At 62.0% G+C, this 20,667-nt stretch carries 13 protein-coding genes; 5 read left to right on the top strand and 8 right to left on the bottom strand.

Annotated elements, in window-relative coordinates; all coding sequences use genetic code 11:
* Nucleotides 1-28 precede the first annotated feature (28 nt).
* Complete coding sequence (gene dxr, locus GA0061105_RS21525; protein WP_092752705.1) at nt 29-1,219, top strand: 1-deoxy-D-xylulose-5-phosphate reductoisomerase; 1,191 nt, start codon at nt 29-31, stop codon at nt 1,217-1,219.
* 18 nt (nt 1,220-1,237) lie between these two features.
* On the opposite strand, the gene GA0061105_RS21520 is transcribed toward dxr, so the two are convergent.
* From GA0061105_RS21520 to hemA, 7 genes are all read right to left on the bottom strand, one after another.
* Entirely contained in the window at nt 1,238-2,323 is a 1,086-nt protein-coding gene (locus GA0061105_RS21520; protein ID WP_092752703.1) for an ABC transporter ATP-binding protein, read from the bottom strand.
* 11 nt (nt 2,324-2,334) lie between these two features.
* Nucleotides 2,335-4,257 (bottom strand): glycoside hydrolase family 127 protein, encoded by a 1,923-nt coding sequence (locus GA0061105_RS21515; protein WP_092752701.1) that lies wholly within the window; start codon nt 4,255-4,257, stop codon nt 2,335-2,337.
* A 19-nt stretch (nt 4,258-4,276) separates the two neighbouring features.
* A complete protein-coding gene (locus GA0061105_RS21510) occupies nt 4,277-5,140 on the bottom strand; it encodes a carbohydrate ABC transporter permease (RefSeq protein ID WP_092752699.1) in 864 nt (287 codons plus the stop codon).
* Nucleotides 5,137-6,054, bottom strand: a complete 918-nt coding sequence (locus tag GA0061105_RS21505; protein ID WP_092752697.1) for a carbohydrate ABC transporter permease — start codon at nt 6,052-6,054, stop codon at nt 5,137-5,139. The genes GA0061105_RS21510 and GA0061105_RS21505 overlap by 4 nt, the downstream gene beginning before the upstream one ends.
* A 73-nt stretch (nt 6,055-6,127) precedes the next feature.
* A complete protein-coding gene (locus GA0061105_RS21500; protein WP_092752695.1) occupies nt 6,128-7,363 on the bottom strand; it encodes an ABC transporter substrate-binding protein in 1,236 nt (411 codons plus the stop codon).
* Between the two features lie 54 nt (nt 7,364-7,417).
* Nucleotides 7,418-8,395, bottom strand: coding sequence for a LacI family DNA-binding transcriptional regulator (locus GA0061105_RS21495; RefSeq protein WP_064697507.1), 978 nt, complete (start codon nt 8,393-8,395; stop codon nt 7,418-7,420).
* A gap of 323 nt (nt 8,396-8,718) precedes the next feature.
* Nucleotides 8,719-9,933 carry a 5-aminolevulinate synthase gene (hemA, locus tag GA0061105_RS21490; protein ID WP_092752779.1) on the bottom strand — a complete coding sequence of 405 codons (1,215 nt, stop codon included), beginning with the start codon at nt 9,931-9,933 and terminating at the stop codon, nt 8,719-8,721.
* Nucleotides 9,934-10,258: 325 nt separating this feature from the next.
* Between hemA and GA0061105_RS21485 the strand changes: the two genes are divergently transcribed.
* From GA0061105_RS21485 to GA0061105_RS21475, 3 genes are all read left to right on the top strand, one after another.
* Entirely contained in the window at nt 10,259-10,516 is a 258-nt protein-coding gene (locus GA0061105_RS21485) for a YMGG-like glycine zipper-containing protein (RefSeq protein ID WP_049733496.1), read from the top strand.
* A 168-nt stretch (nt 10,517-10,684) separates the two neighbouring features.
* On the top strand, nt 10,685-12,613 hold the full coding sequence (locus tag GA0061105_RS21480; RefSeq protein WP_208601678.1) for an autotransporter assembly complex protein TamA: 1,929 nt from the start codon (nt 10,685-10,687) through the stop codon (nt 12,611-12,613).
* A 61-nt stretch (nt 12,614-12,674) separates the two neighbouring features.
* Nucleotides 12,675-19,094, top strand: coding sequence for a translocation/assembly module TamB domain-containing protein (locus GA0061105_RS21475; protein ID WP_092752693.1), 6,420 nt, complete (start codon nt 12,675-12,677; stop codon nt 19,092-19,094).
* A gap of 57 nt (nt 19,095-19,151) precedes the next feature.
* Here the strand turns inward: GA0061105_RS21475 and GA0061105_RS21470 are convergent, their stop codons facing one another.
* On the bottom strand, nt 19,152-19,589 hold the full coding sequence (locus tag GA0061105_RS21470; protein WP_208601677.1) for an Lrp/AsnC family transcriptional regulator: 438 nt from the start codon (nt 19,587-19,589) through the stop codon (nt 19,152-19,154).
* 122 nt (nt 19,590-19,711) lie between these two features.
* Here GA0061105_RS21470 and rocF point away from each other — a divergent pair, with 122 nt between their 5' ends.
* On the top strand, nt 19,712-20,647 hold the full coding sequence (gene rocF / locus GA0061105_RS21465) for an arginase (protein ID WP_064696501.1): 936 nt from the start codon (nt 19,712-19,714) through the stop codon (nt 20,645-20,647).
* Nucleotides 20,648-20,667 lie beyond the last annotated feature (20 nt).

The raw sequence follows: 20,667 nt of genomic DNA, 5'->3' as shown, positions 1-20,667 counted from the left end.
TACGAGAGAAATTTTTCGCGAAATACAAATGATGACCGGCAAAAGCGCGCCGCGGCGCCTCAGCATCTTCGGCTCGACCGGGTCGATCGGCCGCAATACCCTCAATGTCGTCGAACATCTAGGCGGGCGGGAGAATTTCGAAATTTCCGTTCTGACGGGCAGCGGCAATGTCGAGCTGCTCGCTCGGCAGGCCAGATCCTTCGGCGCGCGACTGGCGGTAACGGCAAACGACCGGCATTATGAAGCGCTGAAAAGCGAACTTTCCGGCAGCGGCATCGCGGTCGCGTCGGGAAAATCCGGTCTCATGGAAGCGGCCGACAGCGAAGCCGACTGGGTGATGGCAGCAATCGTCGGCACGGCGGGTCTGGCGCCGACGCTTGCCGCTGCTCGCCGCGGAGCCGACATCGCCCTTGCCAACAAGGAATGCCTGGTCTCGGCGGGCGATCTCTTCATCAAGGCGATAAACGAAGGGGGCGGCAGGCTGCTTCCCGTCGACAGCGAGCACAATGCGATTTTCCAGGTGCTGGAAGAGAACCAGCGCCATGCCATCGAGCGTGTCATCCTGACCGCGTCGGGCGGCCCCTTCCGTACCGCCTCGTTGAAGGAGATGGCCGATGTGACGGTGGAAACCGCGCGCGCCCATCCGAACTGGTCGATGGGCTTGAAAATCTCGATCGACAGCGCCTCTATGTTCAACAAGGCGCTGGAAATGATCGAAGCCCGCCATCTGTTCGGGCTGAAGCCCGAACAGATCGAAGTGATCTTCCATCCGCAATCGATCATTCATTCCATGGTCGGTTATACCGACGGTTCGGTACTGGCGCAGCTCGGCGCGCCTGACATGCGCACTGCCATCGGCTATGCGCTGTCCTTTCCGCGCCGGCCGCACCTGCCGGTCGAGCGGCTGGATTTCGCCAGGCTCGCGAGACTGGATTTCGAAGCGCCCGATGAGGTGCGGTTCCCCGCCTTGCGGCTGGCGCGCCTGGCGATGACGCGCGGCGGCGTTCAGGGCGCGGTTTTGAACGGCGCCAAGGAAGTGGCCTTGGAAGCCTTCATTGAAGGGCGTCTGTCCTTCCTCGCCATGGCGGAGGTCACCGAAAGGGTCATGGACGACCTTGCCGGCTTGCCGCCGGCTGCCGGCATGGACGATGTCTTCAGCGCCGACAGGAAAGCCCGGCAGCGGGCGGCGGAGCTGATGAAGCTTGATCTCGTTGGATAAGGGCTCGGCCGGCTGCAGTTATCTCAGCCGCTTGCCGCCCTCGCCGAACAATCGGCAATTCGACGGCTCGAACTGCAGGCTGATCTGCTCACCGGCCGCAATGCTGGTCGGCGACCGGTGCTCGACGGTGAGCGACTGGCCATCGCCGAGCTGGCAATAGAGATACTGTGTTCCGCCGAGATATTCCGAAAAATCGACCCTTGCCGTCAGGCTACCTGTGAGCTCGGATGCCACCTGCAGGTGCTCCGGCCGCAGGCCGAGCGTCACGGCCGCACCGGCCGGCCTGTCTGCCGGTGGCAGGCCGCTTTCGATGCGCCCGCCGGCGACGTCGACCAGGCCGCCTTCGCCCCATCGGGCGTTCAGGAGATTCATCCTCGGCGAGCCGATAAAGCCCGCGACGAATGTATTGGCTGGATCCTCGTAGATTTCCCGCGGCGTTCCGGCCTGCTCGACGCGGCCGTCGCGCAGCACGACGATCTTGTCGGCGAGCGTCATCGCCTCGGTCTGATCGTGTGTGACATAGATCATCGTGTTGCCGAGCTCGCGGTGAAGGCGGGCGATCTCGATGCGCATGGACACCCGCAATTCAGCATCGAGATTGGAGAGCGGCTCGTCGAACAGGAAGACGTCGGGCTTGCGCACGATCGCCCGGCCGATCGCCACACGCTGGCGCTGGCCGCCGGAAAGCTGCCCTGGCCGCCGGTCGAGCAGGTGGTCGATCTTCAGGATCGCGGAAGCAGCCTTGACGCGCGTCTCGATCTCGGCGCCATTTGTACGCGCCATCTTCAAGCCGAAGGCCAGATTGTCGCGCACGCTCATATGCGGATAGAGCGCGTAGGACTGGAAGACCATGGCGATGCCGCGCTCGGACGGATCGAGATCGGTGACGAGGCGCCCCTTGATCTCGATCTCGCCGTCGGTGACGTCCTCCAAGCCGGCGATCATGCGAAGCAGCGTCGATTTTCCGCAGCCGGAAGGACCGACGAAGACGACGAATTCGCCTTCCGCGATTGTCAGGTCGATTCCGTGGACCACGGGCAGACTGCCATAGCTTTTCCGCACGTCCTGGAGCACGACGCTCTTGTTACCCATACCGTTCATCATCCCCAAGCGACCTATTTGCCCGACTGGACCCAGACGAGCATCTCTCCGGGCGCACGATTGTCCCAGAGATGATAGGGCACGAAACGTGCCGTGGCGACCTGCCTTTCGGCCGGCCTCTTGCGATAGAGCGGCGTGCCCCAGCCTGAGGTTTCCTCGCGCTCGACCTTGAGATCGAGGGCGACGGCATCGTTGAGCTCCTTCAGCACGACGGTTTCGGCGGCCGGGAGTTCGCGGGGCAGGACGATGGTGTTGAGATCATCGCCATTGTCCGTTGTTTCGACGCAGTAGACGAGCGGGCCGCGCATCAAGGCGACGCGGCCGGCATCCTGGCGCACTTTCGGATTGGCATATTGCGGCCGAAGCGCCAGCGGCAGGTAAAGGGCGACGCGGTCCCCATCCGCCCACTCGCGGTCGATCCTCGCATATCCGTCGCGAACATCGGCGCCGAGGTCGAGCATCGCCCCGTTGACGCTGAGCGTTGCGCCCTCCGCCCAATCCGGAATGCGTAGTGACAGCGCGAATCGAGCCGGCTTCACCAACCTTGTGGTGAAGGCGACGGCGCCGTCCCACGGATAATTGGTGGCCTGCTCCAGCTCCACCTCGGCGCCGTTGGCAAGCCTCAGCCGGGCGGTGCTTTCGCCATAGAGATGCACAGCGATCTCGTCATCGGCAACGGCATACATGTATGAGCCGATCGACGTCACCAGACGGGCGATGTTCGGCGGGCAGCATGGGCAATGGTGCCATTTCCAGCGGTGGTGCTTGCCCGCGCTTTCGAGCGGATTGTCATAGAAGAAGGTCTTGCCGTCTGTGGAAAGGCCGGGCAGCGCGCCGTTATAGAGCGCCTGTTCCATGACGTCGGCATAACGCCGGTCCGGCCCGCGCCCGAGCATGCGGCTCGCCCAGAAGACCAGGCCGACTGAGGCGCAGGTCTCCGCATAAGCCGTATCATTGGGCAGGTCGTAATAGTCGGTAAAACCTTCATTGGATGCGGCCGGGCCGATACCGCCGGTGATGTACATCTGCTTGGTCGTCAGATCGTCCCAGAGCGTTTCGAGCGCTGCCGTCAGGCTGTCGTCCTTGTATTCGGTGGCGATGTCGGCCATGCCGGAATAGAGATACATCGCGCGCACTGCGTGGCCGACGACCTTCGTCTGTTCGCGTACCGGCAGGTGCGCCTGGCCATATTCATAGGTTTTCTGATGGAAGTCGGCAGCGCTGCGGCCGTCGCGAGCAGCCTCGGCCGTGAAGAAATGCGGCTCGGTGCCGCGTTCATCGATGAAGAATTTCGAAAGGTCGAGGTATTTGTTCTCGCCGGTCACGCGGGCGAGCTTGACCAGCGCCAGTTCGATTTCCTCATGGCCGCAATAGCCGGGGATCTGTCCCTCACCGTGGCCGAAAACCTTGATCATGTAATCGGCGTAACGGCACATGATGTCGAGCAGCTTGCGCTTTCCAGTCGCCTGATAATAGGCGACCGCGGCTTCCATCAGATGGCCGGCGCAATAGAGCTCGTGATGGTCGCGCAGGTTGGTCCAGCGGCGGGATGGCTCCACACGCTGAAACCAGGCGTTCAGATAGCCGTCCTTGTCCTGCATCTTCTCATACATGTCGATGATCTCGTCGGCGCGCGCTTCGAGCTGCCGGTTCGGCCGGCGATAGAGCGAATAGGCGATCGTCTCGATCGACTTGCCGAGGTCGGAATCCCAGAACATCTGTGTCGTCCCTCCCCATGGCTGAATGGGAATGACGACGCCGGGGCTCGGCTGGCTGACGTCGATCGCCTTCAGCATGCCGGCCTCGACGCAGCGGTCGAGCAGGGTCTCGGCGGTCGAATTGCAGACTGCATCCTGCCATTTGCCCCAGAACCCGCCGAGTTCGACATCGGGAACGGCGACAGGGCGGAATTGGCGGTCATTGCTTGAGTTGGTCATGGGCTCTACCTTCTTGGGATCATTTCACCGCGCCGGCCATCAGCCCGCGCATGTAGTAGCGTTGCAGGAGCAGGAAGACGATCAGGCAGGGGATCGTCATGACAACGACACCGGCCTGCACCGCTCCCCAGTTGATGGCGCCGAGCCGTCCGGCGCGAACCGCCGTCATCAGCACCGGCAGGGTGTATTTCTCATTGCTGGAAAGCAGCACGAGCGCGGCGAGAAACTCGTTCCAGGCATTGAGGAAGGCAAAGATCGCCACCGTCGCGACACCGGGCAGCACCAGCGGGAGCAGAACGCGCGCCAAGAGCCTCAGATCGCGCGCGCCGTCGATGCGGGCGGCCTCTTCGATTTCCTTCGGCACCGCGTCGAAGGCGTTGCGCATCATGAAGACGGAGAAGGGCAGCTGCAGCGTCACATAGACGAGCGTCAGCCCGAGCAGCGAATTGTTGAGACCGAGTTTTGCCAGGATGATGAAGAGCGGCGTCAGAATCGACTGGAACGGGATCATCAGCGTGGCGATGATCAGCACGAAGAGCACATTCTTCATCGGGAAACGGTAACGCGAAAACCCGTAGCCGGCGAGCAGGCTGACGAGGACGGTGAGCACCACCGTGGCGACCGAAACGAATAGCGAATTGATCATGTGCCGCCAGATGCCGGCGCCGAACGTATCGAGCAGCGCATAGGCATCGAAGCTGACGCCCGATGTCGGCCATGGCGGCAACGGCGGCAGGCTGGATTCGGTGCCCGGCCGGAAGGATGCGAGAAGCGTGATCACGAAGGGGGCGAGAAAGAAGACCGAGATCGCGATGCCTGTGAGATGATAGGCCGACTTCGTACGGATGGCCTTGCGCGCGCGGCGCTCCCTTGACGTGCTCATGGGCGCTCCTCCCCGACGCGAAGCAGCCAGAGCTGCACGATGCTGATGGCGACCAGGATGGCGAGAAGCGCGATCGAGAGCGCTGCGCCATAACCGAGGTTGAACGACACGAAGGACTGGTTGAAGATGTAATAGACCACCGAGATCATCTTGTTCTGCGGGCCACCCGCCGTCATGATGTAGAACTGGTCGAAAGCCAGGATCGAGCCGGTGACGGAGACGATCAGCGCCAGCGCGATCGTCTTGCGCATCAGCGGCAGCGTGAGATGCCTGAAACGCTGCCAGCGGCCGGCGCCGTCTATGCGGGCGGCTTCCGTCAGCTCGGACGGAATGGCCTGCAGCCCGGTCAGTAGAATGATCATGGTGAAGCCGGCGATCTTCCAGACGACCATCACCACGACAGTCAGGAAGGCGGTGTCGAAAGTCGCAAGCAGGTTGGGGCTCTTTTCCAGAAGACCGAGCGCTTCCAAGGCCGGGCCGATGAAACCGCTATCGACATTGGCGAGCCACACCCAGAGCAGCGAGGCTGTGGCAAGGCCGACGACGACGGGCAGGAAGATGATGGTGCGATAGGTGCTGACGAACTGCCGTTCCTTCTCGACGAAGATTGCCAGCGGAAAGGCAACGGCGAAGATCGCGATGGTGACGATCACGGTATAATAGGCCGTGAAATTCAGCGCCGCCATGAAGCGGGTGTCGTTGACCATGCGGAAATAGTTGTTGAAGCCGATCCAGCGCGATGCCCCCATCAGCGGCCAGTTGTGAAGGCTCATCCATCCCGTAAAGAGAACCGGCATGACGAAGAAGACGATGACGAGCGCCATGGCGGGCGCGATGTAGAGAGGGCCGCGCCAGTTTGATTTGCGCCGCCGCTTTCGCCGAGGCAATAGGGTATTCGAACCGGAACCGGTCATCGAAACGCTCCGCATCTGTCAATGAAGTTGGCCGGGAAGCTGCCACCGCTCCCCGGCCGCGGCCTTGGGAGAGTTATTGGCCGCTATCGATGATCGACTGCATTTCCGACTGGGCGCTCGAGAACGCACCGTCGACGTCGTCGCCGAAGATCGCGGCGTTGGTGAACGTCGCCCATGGGCCGTTGGCGCTGTTGATCAGGTCGTTGAACTGAAGCGTATAGGGCGTCTTGGCCACACTGATCGCCTTGAGGCCAACCTGCATGCGTGGATCGAGGCCCTCGAGCACCCTATCTGCGATATCGCCGCGCGTCGGCAGGCTACCATATTTAGCCATGACCTTCTGGCCGTCTTCCGAGTAGATATAGCCGAGGAAGTCCTTCACCGCATCGATCTTCTTCGTGCCCTTGGTGATGACGAAGTTGTCGCCGCCGGCAAAGGACGACGGCTTGCCGTCGACCCCGGGGATGAGGGTCACGCCGAAATTGATCTCGGGATGCTGGGTCACCAGCGTGCCGGTGGCGAAGGCGCCGAGGCTTTGCTGGCCGATCTTGCCATTTGTGAAGGTCAGGAAGTTCGTGCCGTTGTCGCTGGCCGCACCCGCCGGTACGAGGTCCTTCTTGACCATGTTGCGGTAGATGTCGACGGCCTTGCGCATCTGTGGTGTATCGAGCGTCGCCGTCTTGCTGTCGGACGACAGGATATCGGCGCCCGCACCCCAGACGAGCGGCGTGAAGGTGAAGATCATGCAGCCGCCGCAGCCTCCGCCGGAGAAGTAGAAGCCGTATGTGTCTTCACCCAATGCCCGGATCTTCTCCGCATTGGCGGTGATTTCGTCCCAGCTCACCGGCGCCTTTTCCGGGTCGAGACCGGCCTTCTTGTAGAGATCCTTGTTCCAGGCGAAGACTGAGGTCTCGACCGAAAGCGGCAGGCCATAAATCTTGTCCTCGTATGTGCCGAGGCGGACATGCGATGGCGAAAGCGAGTTGAAATAGGGCAGCGACTTTGCCCAGTCCGTCAGGTCTTCCAACTGGCCGGCGGCGGCAAAGGCAGGGTTATAGATGAGATCCATCGAAAGCGCGTCGGGCGCCTGTCCGCCGGCAATCGCCGTCGCATACTTCTGCACCAGCTCGGAGAACGGCACTTCGGTCATCACGACCTTGTTCTCATGGCTCGAATTATAGGCTTCGACAACCTTCTTGAACGCGTCGCCGATCCCCGAGCGAACCCACATTTCGACGTTTTCGGCCGATGCAGCCGACACTAGGCACAAGGTAGCGATGCCGGTCGCCGCCAATAGACGCTTGATCATGACATTCCTCCCAATATGGCGCATCTCCTCGCGCCTTTGCTCATTTCCCTGATTTCATTCCTCGGGAGCCTTGCCCCCGCATGACTGCCGGACGACGAGCCGGCAGGGCAATTTCCTCACTCCCGGCTCGACAGGCCGCCCTTCCGCAAGCGCGAGCACCGTCAATCCGGCCTGCCGCCCGAGCTCCTTCAACTCCATGTCCACCGTCGTCAGCGGCGGCCGTGTCTGGGCCGCGACAATCTCCCAATTGTCGAAGCCGATCACCGAAACGTCCTGCGGCACCTTGACGCCGCGCTCGCGCAACGCATCCGTGGCACCCCGGGCGATCTGGTCGTTGCCGCAGAAGAGCGCATCCGGCTTTTCTCCAGGCCTCTTCCAAAGCTGCTCGACCGCCTCATGACCCCAGCTTTCGGACCAGACGCCATAGAGCACCGGCTCGCGGTGACCCGCCACCTCACGATAGGCGCCCGCCCGCTCCCGCACCGAGAAGAAGTCCTTCGGCCCGGTGATATGCGCAATCCGCCGCCGCCCGATCTTCGCAAGCCACTCGACCGCCAGCCTCGCACCTTGTTCGTCATCCGAACGAAACGTAACGCTGTTCTGCGTCCCCTCCGTGAAGGCGTAGACGACAGGCACGTGCAAATTCGACAGGTCGACAGGCAGACGCCTGTCCAGCCGCTTGCCGGTCGCGATAATGCCGTCCACCTGCTTGTCCAGCATCGCGTCCACATGGGTCTGGGCGAGCGCCGGATCGTCCTCAATGGCGCAGAGGAAAACCGAAACGCCGTGATCGACGAGAGCGTCCGAAATGCCGGCCATCACAGGCAGCGTAAAACGGCCGTAAGTATCATTCGTCAGCAGTCCGATGGTGAAGCTGCGTTTGCTGAGAAGACCCCTCGCCAGCGCATTCGGCCGATATCCGATTTCACCGGCAATCCGCTTCACCCGCTCGCGCGTTTCCGCTCCCATACGGCCGGTGTCGTTGAGCGCCTTCGACGCCGTCGAAATGCTCACCCCGGCAGCAGACGCCACCTCGTGGATGGTGATCCTGCCCCTTTTTCCTCCCGATATGTTCAGACCATCCTCCTCCTGAATTGACCTGAGAAAAGCTTTTACCAACCTCCATGTCAAGTGAGAAAAGGTTTTCTCATACAAACCCAGACTCACGGCTTGCGGCGGCATGGTGGGGAAATATGCGCGGCCGGTCGATGGCGGTTGATTCGAAATCAACGGCGGCGGATAATGTTATTAAAAGCGACGGGGGCTGGCTGACGACCTGCCGAACAAGCCGGTCGTAATCAGAACCTCCGGCAAGGTTCTGATTCGCGGCTTCGATCCAAGCAATTATCGAACGGTCAGGCGACGTGCCTTGCCAGCGCGCAGCGCGACCAGAGCGAATGCAGGGCGTCGACGAGATGGGCGATATCGGCGTCGGAATGCAGCGGCGTCGGCGTGATGCGCAGCCGCTCGGTCTTCTTCGGCACGGTGGGATAGTTGATCGGCTGGACGTAGACGCCGCAATTGTCGAGCAGCAGGTCGGAGATCCACTTGCATTTCGCCGCATCGCCGACCATCACCGGCACGATATGGCTGGGATTGTGCATATGCGGAATGCCATTCTGGTCTAGCAGCGAGCGCAGCTTGCGCACCCGGTCCTGATGGCGAGCGCGCTCGAACTGGCTGACCTTCAGGTGCTGGATCGAGGCGACCGCACCGGCGGCCAATGCGGGCGGCAGCGCCGTGGTGAAGATGAAGCCGGAGGCAAACGAGCGGATGAAATCGCACAGCGCCGCGGAAGCAGCGATATAGCCGCCCATCACCCCGAAGGCCTTGCCGAGCGTGCCCTCGATGACCGTCAGCCGGTCCATCAGCCCTTCGCGCTCGGCGATGCCGCCGCCGCGCGGGCCGTACATGCCGACCGCATGCACCTCGTCGAGATAGGTCATCGCGCCGTATTTGTCGGCAAGGTCGCAGATTTCCTTGATCGGGGCGATATCGCCATCCATCGAATAGACGCTCTCGAAGGCGATCAGCTTCGGCGCCCTCGGATCGGCGGCCTTGAGCTTGGCCTCGAGATCGGCGACGTCATTGTGTTTCCAGATCACCTTGTCGCATTTGGAATGACGGATACCCTCGATCATCGAGGCATGGTTGAGCGCATCGGAAAAGATGATCAGGCCGGGAATCTTGGCGCCGAGCGTGCCGAGGGCTGCCCAGTTGGAGACATAGCCCGAGGTGAAGATCAGCGCTGCTTCCTTGCCGTGCAGATCGGCAAGCTCCCGCTCGAGCAGGACGTGATAGTGGTTGGTGCCAGAAATATTCCGGGTGCCTCCCGCACCCGCGCCACAGTGGTCGATGGCGTTCTTCATCGCCTCGATCACTTTCGGGTTCTGGCCCATGCCGAGATAGTCGTTGGAGCACCAGACGGTGACTTCCTTCTCGCCATCCGCGGTGTGACGCGTCGCGCGGGGAAAATTGCCGCGGTGACGTTCGAGATCGGCAAAAACGCGGTAACGGCCCTCGGCATGAAGCCCGTCCAGTTCGTTTTTGAAAAACGCTTCGAAATCCATCATTTGCTCCAGTATCGCGCGGCCGTTCTTGCCGACCGGACGTCCGCGCGTCAATGCTTACCTTCTGATTTAACATCAACTGCGGCAAAAGGCCCAGTTTTTTGAATGATTCCAGACAAAAAAACGCGTGCGTCGCGATCAAGGGGATCGATGCGCCGAAATGCCCGGGAATCAGAAAACCGCACGGCCCGCGAGAACGCCCGTAACGCAAAAAAATCGGTCCAGGAGTGGACAACCCTTTCTTCCGACATAGTTTTTGAGCTAGCCTGATAAAAAACAATAGGGACGGCCTATGCCCATTGGGCGACAACCCAGGAGAAAAGAGATGAAAAAAGCTGTCATACTCGCATTGATCGGCCTGTCGGTCGCAAGCTGCACACCGACCCAGCAGGGCGCCGGCATCGGCGCGGCATCCGGCGCCGTGATCGGCGGTGCGGTCACCGGCAATGTCCGTGGTGCGGCGGTCGGTGCCGCCATCGGCGGCGTGTCGGGCGCTCTGATCGGCAGCGTCGCCGAACAGCCCGGCCAGTGCTACTATCGCGACCGCTATGGCCGCCGTTACATCGACACTTGCCCGCGCTGAGAGCGCTCACCAGCGGCAAAAACAGGAAATCCCGGACACACATCCGGGATTTTTTGTACTGAATTAGCGCGTGGGCAAGTTAAAATGGTACACCCTGTGCGATTTTGCCGCTAAGCTGTTCACGGCTGGGCAACGAAGCTTCATGTAGGCGTAAACCAAAAGCAGCGGATGCGGATTAGAGGGACAGGCCCGAAAACAGGTACTGCGTATCGGCGAACAGGCACCATGATGGTGATCGCAGCGACAGCTGCTCTCTCACCGGTCCTGATCGGCGACGCTTACGCCTTCAAGCTTTTCGGCATCACCATCTTCGGCAAGGATGAGGACGAGGGCGAACAGGTGCCCGATCCCGTGCGCTATCACGTCGAGCTCAAGGCCGACACCGCCGACCCCGATCTCAGGGAAGCACTGGAAAACAGCTCCCGCCTCGTCAGCGACCAGAAGCAGCCCGTCTCCGGCGATCTCGGCATCGTCGTCAAGGCGCGCGATGACCGCGAGCGGCTGATTGCCGCCTTGTACGAGAAGGCCCGCTACGGCGGCGTGGTGACGATCACCATCGATGGAAGAGACATCGATGACCTGCCGCCCAATCCGACATTCGACCGCTCCGGGCCCATCCCGGTCACCGTCGATATAGCACCCGGTCCTGTCTTCAGGGTCAGAGAGGTGCAGTTCGGCGGCGACGCTGCAAACCACAATCCCGCCGATTACGACCTCGCCCCGGGCGCGGCGGCCGGTTCGCTCGCCATCATCAAAGCCGGCGACAAAATAGTCGAGCAGTTGAAAAGCGAAGGCCGGCCCTTCGCCAAATTGACGGAACGCAAGGTCGTCGCCGATCACAGGAGCGACACGGTCGACATCGTGCTTGCTGCCGAAGGAGGGCCTGTCGCCCCGATCGGCGAGGTCGGAGTGACCGGCGAAAAGACCGTCAGACCCGGTTTTATCCAGCGTTATTCCCGGTTGAACAAGGGCGAAGCCTATTCCCCGGAAACGCTGAAAAAGGCCGGCGAGCGCCTGCGTGCCCTCGGCGTTTTTTCGAGTGTCACCATTCATGAGGGCGATGCGCTGGCGCCTGATGGTACGCTGCCGATGACGATCGAGGTTTCCGAAGGCAAAAGGCGTTATTTCGGCGTCGGTGCGCAATATTCCACCACCGACGGCTTCGGCATCCAGGGCTATTGGGGCCACCGAAACCTCTTCGGTGAAGCCGAGACGTTGAGGATCGAGGGCTCGGTCTCGCGGCTCGGCGAAACGACCGATGTCGGCAGCCTCGACTACTCCGCCGGCATCCTTTTCACCAAGCCCGGCGCCCTCTTCCCAGCCGCCACATTGAAGGCCGGCATCGTCGCCAAGACCCAGAATCCGGACGCTTATAACGCGACGCTGGTCACCGCCTCACTCGGCCTTTCCTATGAATTGACCGACCAGGATACGGTGTCAGGGAGTGGGGAGGTCAGCTGGGAGCGCGACGACGACGCCTTCGGCACCAATGACTACCTGACGATCGCCCTGCCGCTGCAATATGATCGTGACGCACGCGACGACAAGTTCAACCCGACGGAAGGCTATCGCGCGACAGTCTCGGCAAAGCCCGGCTACGAGATCTTCAACGCCACACCCTATGCGGCGTTCGAGGGCTCGATCTCCGGCTACCTGCCGTTCGGCGCCGAGGATCGCCTGGTGCTTGCCGGCAAAGTCGCCGCCGGGGTGCTGATCGGCGGCGGCGGGATCGAGGACATTCCTGCCACGCAACGCTTTTTCGCCGGTGGCGGCGGTTCAGTACGCGGCTACAGCTATCAGGAAATCTCGCCTTACAACGACAATGGCGAAGCCACCGGCGGCCGTTCCTATGTGACCGGCTCGCTGGAGGCCCGTATCAAAATTACCGACACGATCGGCCTCGTGCCCTTCATCGATGTCGGCACCGTATCGGACAGCACCTTCCCGGGTTTTTCCGATATCCGCGCCGGCGCCGGCGCCGGAATACGATATGCCACACCTTTCGGCCCGCTGCGGCTTGATTTTGCCGTGCCGCTGAACAAGTACGAAGATGGCACAGATTATGGAATTTATGCCGGCATCGGCCAATCCTTTTAGGATTGCAGATACCGGTTAGCTTCCGATCGATGGCCGCATGAAAACGGGGTAGTCCGCGCCGATGCAAACGCTGGCAAAAATCGTCAATTGGATCGTGCGGGTGACCGGCGTTGCCGTAGGCGCCATTTTGATTCTCGCTGTCGCGGCGCTTGCGATCTTTGGCTTCACCTCCTTTGGCGCCCGCATCGTCACGGAAAGGATCGCCTCCACCCTCTCCAACCGCGACATGACGATCGAGGTGCGCGAGCCGGAAGGGCTTTTGACCGGCGGGCTTCGCGCCGCCGAAATCTACCTGTCCGACACGAGGGGCGTTTTTGCGGAAATCCACGGTGTGGCGATCGACTGGAATCCGTTGGCGCTGCTGACGGGAACATTCCACGCCGAACGCTTCCAGATCGAGACGATCAACGTGCTGCGCAAGCCGGTGCGCACCCTGCCCTCGCGGCCCAGCACCGAGAATTCCGGCGGCTTCGCTCTTCCGCTCAAGATCGATGTCGAGCGCGTGGCCCTTCCCGATATCAAACTTGCCGAACCTTTCGCCGGGCGCGCCTTCTCCCTTGCCGCCGAAGGCAGCCTCTCGGCGAACGCCGACGGCGGCGAGGGCGTCATCAACGTCAGCCGCCACGCCGTCCCGGATGCCAGGCTTACTGCCGACGTCGCCTATGCGCCGGCTGAAAACCGGCTGCAGCTAAAAGCCGCGCTTTCCGAGCCGAAGGGAGGATTGCTTGCAGGACTTCTCGGCCTGCCGGGAGACCCTGCGGTCAAAATCGACCTCGATGGCCAGGGGCCGATATCCGATTGGACCGGTAAACTGCAGGCCGCGCTCGACGGACAGCAGCGCGCCGCAATCGAGGGGCGGCATGCAATTGCCGCAGACGGGCTGCACCATCTCGATCTCAGGGGTGGCGGTGACCTGAGCTCGCTTCTTCCCGCGGCATTCCGGCCGCTTTTCGCCGGCCAGACCAATATCGACCTTGCCGCCACCTTCGACGACCATGGCAAGATCGATATCCAGACCGGCAATATCGCCACCGGCAGTGTCGTCATCGCCGCATCGGGCGCGCTCGATCCGGCCGGCAACAACAGCCTGAACGCCAACCTGCTCGGCACATCCGGGCCTGTGGATTTCCGCTGGCCGCTCGCCGAAGGCGAAGCGCGCTTCCTGATATCGGGCCTCAACCTGGCTCTGACCGGCGACGCGCGGGCGGCCCGACTGAGCGTCAGCGGCTCGCTCGACACCGCAACTCTTCCCCAGGCCGATATCGGCAACGTCAAGCTGACGGCAAAGAGCGACGCCTTCAATCTTGCCGCCCGCTCCGGCAGCGTCCAGCTGCGCCTCGTTGCCGGCGACGCAACCTTTGCCGAGCCGAATCTCAACCGTGCAGTCCAAGGCCCTATCACGATCGCCTCGCCGCTCCAGATTTCGGCCGGCAGTATCGGTTTCAACGGCACCACCGTCGAAAGCGCCAATATCAACGGCAGCCTCAATGGCTCCTATCGGCTGGCGGACCGCGCGCTGACCGGCAACGTCAAGCTGGACATCGAACCGGCAGCCCTGCCGGCCGCGGCGACGAGCAGGTTCGATCAGTCGATCTCGCTCGAAAGCCAGGTTACAGGTACCATCCCGTCGAAATTCGCGCTGTCCAACCTCGTCCTCAAATCCAGCACGCTCGAAGCCGCCGGCAATGTCGCGCTCGATGGCCCCATGTTGAACGCCGATCTCTCAGGTCGGTTGCCCGATATCGGCAAGCTGATGACCGGCGCGAGCGGCGGAGCAGGTTATGCCCTGAGGATCGAAGGCGAACTGCCGGCGATCTCGGTGATGGCCAATATCAAGGCTCCCAGCCTCGAGATGGCAGATCGGGTGCTCGCCAACCTCAATATCGATTTGTCGGGTGTCGCCGATCCCAAGGCGCCACAGGGGAAGTTTGCCGCTACCGGCACGATCGACGGCCAGCCGCTCGGCATCAGCGGCGACATCCGATCCGAGAACGGCAGGACGAGCATTCCTGCCTTGACCGCCGATGTCGGCGGCAACCGACTGACCGGCAGTCTGGAGCTCTCGCCCTCCTTCACACCCTCGGGCGCCTTGACCTTCGATTTCCCCAGGGTCGGCCTGCTGGCCGCGCTCGGGGGGCAGAAAGCTGAGGGAGATCTCAAGGGTTCGCTCGGCATCGAGAGCGACGGCGGTAAGATTGTGCTCAAGCTCGTCGCATCAGGCGCCTCGATCCGCCGCGATACGCTTGCGATCACCAAGCCGGATATCGATGTCACGGTCAGCGATCTCAGCACCCTTGCGGCAAACGGCACCGTGCGGGCCGAGGAGTTGAGCGCTGGAACCAACAGGCTTGCCGGCCTTTCGCTGGGCTTTACCAAACAGCAAGACCGCACCAATTTCGACCTCGTTGCCGCCTATGACGGCAATCCCGTGATGGCGGACGGCAGCATCGAGATGGCCGCTGGCAACATTGGCCTCAACCTCGACAGGCTCTCGGCAAGCCCCCGCAACATTCCGATCGAACTCGCTAAGCCGACGCGGGTCACGGTCACCGGCGGCGTCGCCAATCTGAACGAACTGACGTTGAAGACCGGCGCCGGCTCGGTATCGGTTACCGGCTCGGCCGGCGAGACTCTGAAGCTCGATGCCGTTATCAAGGAGCTGCCGGCAGCACTCGCCAACGCTTTCGTGCCTAATCTTTCGGTCGGCGGCACGATCTCGGGAACGATTGCCGTGACGGGAACGCCGGCAGCACCCCTCGCCGATTTCAAACTCGACTGGAAGGATGCGACGACAGGGCAGATCAAGGGCGCGGGCCTGGCGCCGCTCGGCATCACTGCCAGCGGCAGATTTGCCGACAAGAAGCTCAATTTCGACACGACGGTTGGCGGGGCCGACGGCCTCTCGCTCAGGGCCGGCGGCAACGTCGCGCTCGCTGATCCGACGGCGCCGGTGTTCGATATTGACGCCGAAATTCTCAACCTGCCTGCGCCTGTCGCCAACGGTTTTGTTCCGGATCTCGCCGCCGAAGGTGCAATCACCGGAAAGGTGACCGCCTCCGGGTCCCCCAAGGCTCCGACCGCCAATTTTGATCTCGCCTGGAAAAGTGCTGCGACGAGCCACACGAAGCGCGCCGGCCTGACGGCTGTTGATGTGACCGCAACCGCTAAATTCGCGGACAACAAGCTCGATTTCGACGCCTCAGCCAGCGGGGCCGATAGCCTTTCGCTCAAGGCAAACGGCACGGTGGATATCACCGGGACGACGATCGGTAGCGCCAAGGTCGACGCAACGCTGACCAATATCCCGGCACGTATCGCCAACGGCTTCATCCCCGATCTCGCTGCGGAAGGCGTTCTCTCCGGAACGGTCGCGGCCAGCGGGTCGCTTGCAGCTCCGAGCGCCGATTTCGACCTCAATTGGAAAGACGCGGCGACGAGCCATGCGAAGCGGGCCGGCCTTGCCGGTCTTGGCATTACCGCGTCCGGAAAATTCGCCGACAACAAGCTTGATTTCGACGCCACGGTCGCCGGCGCCGACAGGCTGTCGCTCAAGGCGAACGGCAATGTCGCCGTTACTGGCACGACGATCGGTAATGTCGCAGTCGATGCGACGCTCTCCAATGTCCCGGCAAGCCTCGCAAACAGCTTCGTCGCCGATCTCGCCGCCGAAGGCGCAGTCTCGGGGAAAATCTCGGCTGCGGGTTCGCTTTCTGCGCCGAGCGCCAATTTCGACCTCAATTGGAACGACGCTGAGACGAGCCACACGAAACGTGCCGGCCTTGCCGCTCTCGGCGTTACCGCATCGGGGAAATTTGCCGATAACAAGCTGGATTTCAACGCGGCCGCCAGTGGCGATCAAGGCCTCTCATTGAAGGCCATAGGCAATGTCGCTGTCGCCGGAACGACGATCGGCGGCGTGGTCGATGCCGAAGTCGCCAAACTACCGGCTGCTCTCGCCAACGCCTTCGTCCCCGGTCTTGCGGCCGGTGGCACGATATCAGGCACTGCGTCTGCAGCCGGAACACCCGCTGCACCTCAGGCCGATTTCAAACTCTCCTGGACGGATGCCGCAACCAGCCACACCCGAAGCGCCCATCTGTCGGGTCTGACACTTGCCGCATCGGGTCACCTCGCCGACAACAAGCTCGCTTTTGACGCCAATCTCGGCGGCAAGGACGGCCTCTCGCTGAATGCGGTGGGCAATGTTGCTATATCGGGCACCTCTCTCCGCAACCTTGACGTCAAGGCGGATCTCGCCAATCTGCCCGCGGGCCTTGTCAATGGCTTTGTCCCCGGCCTTGCCGCGGAGGGCACGGTGTCGGGAACGGCATCCGCCTCAGGAGCCCTTCCCAAACCCGCCGTCGATTTCAGGCTCGATTGGAAGAATGCAGCCACCGCCCAGACCAGAAGCAGCGGCTTGTCGGGCCTGAGTGCCACGGCCTCCGGCAAGTTCGCCAATGACAGAGTCGACTTCGATGCAAGCCTTGCCGGCAAGGACGGCGTATTGGCCAAGGCGGCGGGCGGCGCCGTGATTGCCGGAAACGCCATCCGGGATCTCTCGGTCAATGCCGATATTCCGGCGCTGCCGGCAAATATTGCCAATGCCTTTGTTCCCGGCCTTGGTGCCGAAGGCACTCTGTCGGCAAGCGCCCAGACATCGGGAACGCCGGCAGACCCGATCGTCGATTTCAAGCTGAACTGGAAAGATGCCGCGACCAGTCACACCAAGGACTCCGGCCTCTCCCGCCTTGCCTTGGCGGCGACGGGAAAATATGCCGACGACCGGCTGGATTTCGATGCCGACCTCACCGGCAGCGGTGGCATCTCGCTGAAAGCCGCCGGTAATCTTTCCATTGCAGGCACAACGATCCGATCGATCGATGTCACAGCGAACGCTGCCAATGTTCCGGCCGCCATCGCCAACGGTTTTGTTCCGGGTATCGGAGCCGAAGGCACGGTCTCGGCGACGGCCAAAGCAACCGGCACGCTTTCCTCGCCAGAAGTCGACTTCAAGGTCGACTGGAAGAATGCCGCGACGAGCCAGACGAAAGGCGCCGGTCTTTCGCCATTCAGCGTCGGCGCATCCGGCAAGCTTGCCGGCAACAGGCTGACGGTCGACACCGACCTTGCCGGTGACGCCGGCATGTCGCTGAAGGGCGGCGGTAGCCTGGTGATATCGGGCAACCGCGCCATCGACATGCGCTTCAACGGCAATGTTCCCTTCGCCGTGCTTGGTGCCCCGCTGGCTCAGCAAGGCTTCGTCGCCGACGGCGTCGCCAACGTCAATCTTGAGATTGGCGGAACGGCCGCGGCATCGATAATCAACGGCACTGTCTCGACATCAGGCGCCAAGCTTGTCGACGTCAGGCGCAATCTTGCCGTCAACAATCTCGCAGCCACCGTCACCTTCAATGGCAAGCAAGCCGTCATATCGCGCCTCAGCGGCAATCTTGGTGGCGGCGGCACGATTTCGGCAAGCGGCACCATCGGCATCCAGCCGGCCGGTGGCTTCCCCGCCGACATTTCGATCAAGCTCGACAAGGCCGTCTATGTCGACGGAACGCTTGTTGTCTCCACAATCAATGGGACAGTGGGCCTGCGCGGCCCGATCATGAGCGCGACCCTGAGCGGCAAACTCCGGCTGGACAAGACCTCGATCACCGTTCCCGAAAAATTGCCGACCTCGCTCCGCGAAATCGACATCCGCCATAAGAATGCGCCGCGGGCGGTGCTGGCGCAGCTGCGGGATGACGGCGAGCAAAAGCCGGGCGAAAAACCCTCCGTCATCACGCTTGACCTTGAAATCGATGCGCCCTCGCAGATCTTCGTGCGCGGCCGCGGCATCGATGCCGAACTCGGAGGCCGCGTGACGGTTCGCGGAACGGCGGCGGCACCCATCGTCACCGGCGGTTTTACCATGCGGCGCGGCCGACTGACCATTCTCAACCGCCGCCTGAATTTCTCCGACAAGAGCAGAATCACCTTTGCCGGCGATCTGACGCCGGCACTTGATATGGAAGCGACCTCGACCTCCGGCACGACCACCCTGACAGTCGACGTGGCAGGCCTTGCCACCGATCCGTCGATCACCTTTTCCTCCTCGCCTCAGCTGCCGCAGGACGAGGTGCTGGCGCAACTGATCTTCGGCCAATCGATGTCGAAGCTCTCGCCGGTGCAGATTGCCCAGCTAGCCGATGCCGTCAGCCAGTTGGCCGGCAACCGCTCCACCTCGCTTTTCGAAGGCCTGCGCAACCAGCTCGGCGTCGACGATTTCGACATCAGCACCGATTCCAAAGGCCAGACAAGCGTCAGCGTCGGCCGCTATCTCAACGACCGCACCTATTTCGAACTGCAGCAGGGCGGATCGGCCGGGGCCAAGGCGATCATCAATCTTGATGTCGGCCGCGGCGTCAAACTGCGGGGAGCAGCCGGCGGCAACGGCGCCGGCGAAGCAGGCATCGTCTATGAACGTGAATACTAGTCCAAAGGTTAGAGCGGTTCTGCGCTTCCGTGAAAGGCTGAACCGTTCTAAGCCGGTTTAAAAACCTGTCTTGCTGGTCTTGAGAAGAATATTGGTCTCGGTCGAATTGATGCCGTTGATCAGCCGGATGCGGCGTAGCGTCTCGTCGAAGGAGGCAAGATCACGATCCTCCAACTCGGCGACGAAATCCCATTTACCGTTGGTGCTGTGGAGCGCGCGCACCTGCGGCAGACCCCGGAGCTGATCGGCCACCCGGTCGGCGAGCTTGCCGAGCACCTCGATCATGACGATGGCGCGCACACCGGCGGATCGCGTCTCGTGACCGGTGCGTATAGTGAAGCCGACGATGGTGCCGCTGGCGACCAGCCGGTCGATACGAGAGGCGACGGTTGCCCGCGATGCACCCGTCAATGCCGCGAGGGACGAAACGGAAACCCGGGCATTGTGACGAAGGGCGCTCAGAAGTTCGGTGTCGAGATCGTCCACGCTGATCACTTTGTCAAAATAGCTTTATCAATCTGCGCAATCATAATTCATTTCTGGCTTTTTTCCATCTTTTTGCTGCCAGCCCTTTATCCCACTATCGGCCGAAACAGGCCTCACCACGGAGCCCTCGAATGAATGTCCAAACGCGATCTGTCACCCTCATTGGCGCCCCCTTGGAAGAAGGTTCCGGCCGCAGAGGCGCCGCCATGGGTCCCGCGGCACTGCGCATTGCCGGTGTCGACCAGACGCTGATCGATCTCGGCCATGATGTCGCCGATAACGGCGATCTCTCCATCGTGCCTGCGATGGATCTGCCGAATCATACGAAGGCGCATAATCTCAGGATCGTCGGCGCCTTCACGCGCGCGCTGGAAAGCAGCGTCCATGACGTCGCCGCCTCCGGCCGCTTCCCTCTGATCCTCGGCGGCGATCACAGCCTGTCGATGGGCAGCGTCTCCGGCATGGCGCGTTATGCCGCCAGCAAAGGGCGCCCGCTTTTCGTGCTGTGGCTCGATGCCCATGCCGATTTCAACTCTCCGGCGACGTCGCCCTCCGGCAATATTCACGGCATGCCCGTCGCCTTCTTCTGCGGCGAAGCGGAGTTCGCCGAAATCCTGCCGAAAGATCGCTCCTTCGTCGACCCGAAGAATGTCTTCCAGGTCGGCATCCGTTCCGTCGACGCGCGCGAGCGCGAGGAAATTCATGAACACGGCGTCAACGTTTTCGATATGCGCGCGATCGATGAGCAAGGCATCGGCGCCATCATGCGCCATATTCTGGAAGTCGTCGCCAAGGCGAACGGCCTGCTGCATGTCAGCCTCGATCTCGATTTCCTCGACCCCGAGATCGCCCCCGGTGTCGGCACGACGGTGCCCGGCGGCGCGACCTTCCGTGAGGCGCATCTTGTCATGGAAATGCTTTCGGACAGCGGCCTCGTCTCGTCGCTCGATCTCGTCGAGCTCAATCCGTTTCTTGATGATCGCGGCAAGAGCGCCCGCATCCTGGTGGAACTGACGGCAAGCCTCTTCGGCCGCCGCATCTTCGATCGTCCGACACGTGCTGCATAGACAAAACTGGGGGAGAAGCG

Origin of the sequence: Rhizobium aethiopicum (assembly GCF_900094625.1) — a bacterium.
GTDB lineage: Bacteria > Pseudomonadota > Alphaproteobacteria > Rhizobiales > Rhizobiaceae > Rhizobium > Rhizobium aethiopicum.
This window is presented reverse-complemented; position numbering and strand designations above follow the sequence as displayed.